Source organism: Oleiphilus sp. HI0125, assembly GCF_001635355.1.
The window spans coordinates 1-2601 of sequence record NZ_LWGF01000915.1 but is presented as its reverse complement, the minus strand read 5'-3'; the positions used below and the strand labels follow the sequence as shown (position 1 = coordinate 2601).

Sequence of the window (2601 nt, the reverse complement as noted above, 5' to 3'; positions counted from 1 at the left end):
TGTAGTACTGACAATCGTCAAGATTTAACAAGAAACATTCAGCGGAAATCGAAACAAACAGTTGAGACCGCAATGAGTTATAAAATGAAATACGATCGCTATTTGCTAAACCAATATACTCTGAATATTCTGTTCGAGATAACCAGTGATCAAATACGCAGACATAAGCCTTTTTGAAAAAGTTATCACTAGTGCCTTCCAATAACGCATGACGAAAACTCATTAAGAACGGAAGGTCTTTCAAGTCCTCTTGAGAAACAAAAACCAAACCTAATCTAATCCCAACTTCTTCAAACGATACCGCATAGACCGAAAACTCATACCCAGCTTTTTCGCTGCCGCAGTGCGATTCCATTTGGTATCTTGCAGCGCTTTTTCTATCTCTACGCGCTCTATTTGCTCAAGATAATCTTCTAAAGGCATATCCTCTGGTCGAGCCGATATAGAGTCTGTAGAGCTATCTTGGTTGTCGGGCTGAGCGCTCGGCTCAGAAAACGTCTGGGTTGGAGATAAGCGCGGGCTGTTATCTAGCTGCAGATCTTGTTCACGAATAATATCGTCTTCACACAGCGTAAACGCACGTTCAATGATGTTCTCTAACTCACGCACGTTTCCAGGAAAGCTATAGCTTTTAAGCGCTTGCATTGCATTGTCATCGATGGACGCGTTATCGACACCACATTCTTGAGCGATATTCGACAAGAAACGCGTTGCCAATAGCGCTACGTCATCTTGGCGTTCGCGCAAGCTAGGTACCTGCAAGTTAATGACGTTAATGCGGTAGAACAAGTCTTGTCGAAAACTGCCGTCGTCGACCAATGCTTGAAGATCTTTATGCGTTGCACTCAAAACGCGCACATCGACGGCTTCTTCAGACTCACCGCCTACGGCACGCACCGCTTTCTCTTGAATAGCACGAAGCAATTTCACCTGCATATCTAAGGGTAGATCAGCCACTTCATCCAAAAACAAAGTGCCGCCATCCGCCGCTTTAAACAGGCCATCTTTATCTTGATGAGCCCCACTAAAGCTACCTTTTAAGTGTCCGAAAAACTCACTTTCCATCAACTCGCTTGGTATCGCGCCACAGTTAACTGGAATGAATGGCCCATCACGTCTGACACCATTGGCATGAATGGCACGTGCAACCAATTCTTTACCACTTCCGGATTCTCCAGAAATGTATATCGGCGCTTGGCTGCGAGCGAGTTTAACAACCTGTTTGTTGAGCTTTTTGAGTTCGGCACTCTCACCGAGGAGCACCGTTTGATCACTAGGAATTGACTGAGCAAGATCAACTTTTGTTTCAGCGAGTTTAAGCGCACTAGATACAAGTGTGCGTAGTTGCGTTAAATCGACAGGCTTAGAGATAAAATCAAATGCACCCGCTTTTAGCGCCTCAATGGCGGTTTCAACACTGCCATAAGCGGTAATCATAGCTATCGGAATATGACTGTGTTCGCTCTGTATAAAACGCACAAAATCAATACCATTGCCATCCGGCAGGTTCATATCTGTTAAACATAATTGAAAGGTAAACTCTGACAAAGCACGATGAGCTTCTTCGATACAATCAACACTGACGGTATCTAACCCCATACGCATAAGCGTGATTTCGAGAAGTTCTCGAATATCTGGTTCATCATCAATTATTAATACGCATGGTCGAGTCATTTAACGTCTCTACTAGTTTCTATCTCAGTCAATGCTGAAGTCTGTATTCAAATGTTTCTGGCTTAAACAATTCGTTTGTGGTGCGCAAATATAATGCGAAAACAAGCACCGCCACTACTGCTCTCAAGGTAACTTAAGTTTGCCTGATTGGCTTCACACAGTTCACGCGATATATATAGACCCAATCCGGTTCCTGTGCTCTCGGTTGTAAAAAAGGGCTCAAACAAGTGTTTCTGATTCTCTTCCGATACGCCATTACCCGAATCAATGATATCTACGACAGCTTGTCCCGTGCCCGCTTTGCGTGACAAGCATACTTCAACCCCACCCTCGTTCATCGATTTCTCGATGTGGTATTGCGCATTGACAATCAAGTTAGTAAGCACTTGCTCAATCTGAGAAGGGTCAAATCGCGCCAAAGTGTCTTCCTTATTCAGAACGTTCACGCGGATGGGGATAGGAGAATCGCTTTGTTCTCGACACTGATCGACGACTTGCTCAAGCCAAGGTCGGAGTGAAATAGCCTGCACGTCGGGTTGACCACGGCGGCTCAAGGTAAGCGTATTTTCAATAATGCCATTTACTCGCGCGCAATGCCTTTCGATGATGCTAGTCATCTTGCGATCAGCTTCTGTCAATTCTTCTGACTCAGAAAGAAGCTGTGCAGCATGACTAATAGCGCCTAAGGGGTTACGCACTTCATGTGCGATACTAGCTGTTAAACGCCCAAGTGATGCTAGCTTTAATTGTTGCGCGCGCTGAGTGAGCAGACGGGTATCTTCTAAGAAAATAAGCGTATTATTTTTGCCAGCATTTTCCATTCGCGAAAAATTTGCTTGAACTTCAGGTAAGTCAGCACTCATTTGAAATGGCTTACTTCGCACCGTGGGTTGTCGCGACCACGCATCAATACGCTCAATAATTTGT

3 protein-coding genes are annotated in these 2601 nt (G+C 44.6%); all 3 read right to left on the bottom strand.

Annotated features, from left to right (window positions below):
• Window positions 1–268 (bottom strand): hypothetical protein (locus A3762_RS28405; RefSeq protein WP_231878831.1); only part of this gene is annotated, 268 nt, incomplete at its 3' end.
• A 2-nt stretch (window positions 269–270) separates the two neighbouring features.
• Window positions 271–1674, bottom strand: coding sequence for a sigma-54 dependent transcriptional regulator (locus A3762_RS15870; RefSeq protein ID WP_068754358.1), 1404 nt, complete (start codon window positions 1672–1674; stop codon window positions 271–273).
• Between the two features lie 62 nt (window positions 1675–1736).
• The coding region (locus A3762_RS15865) for a PAS domain-containing sensor histidine kinase (protein ID WP_231878830.1) at window positions 1737–2601 on the bottom strand (865 nt) is incomplete at its 5' end.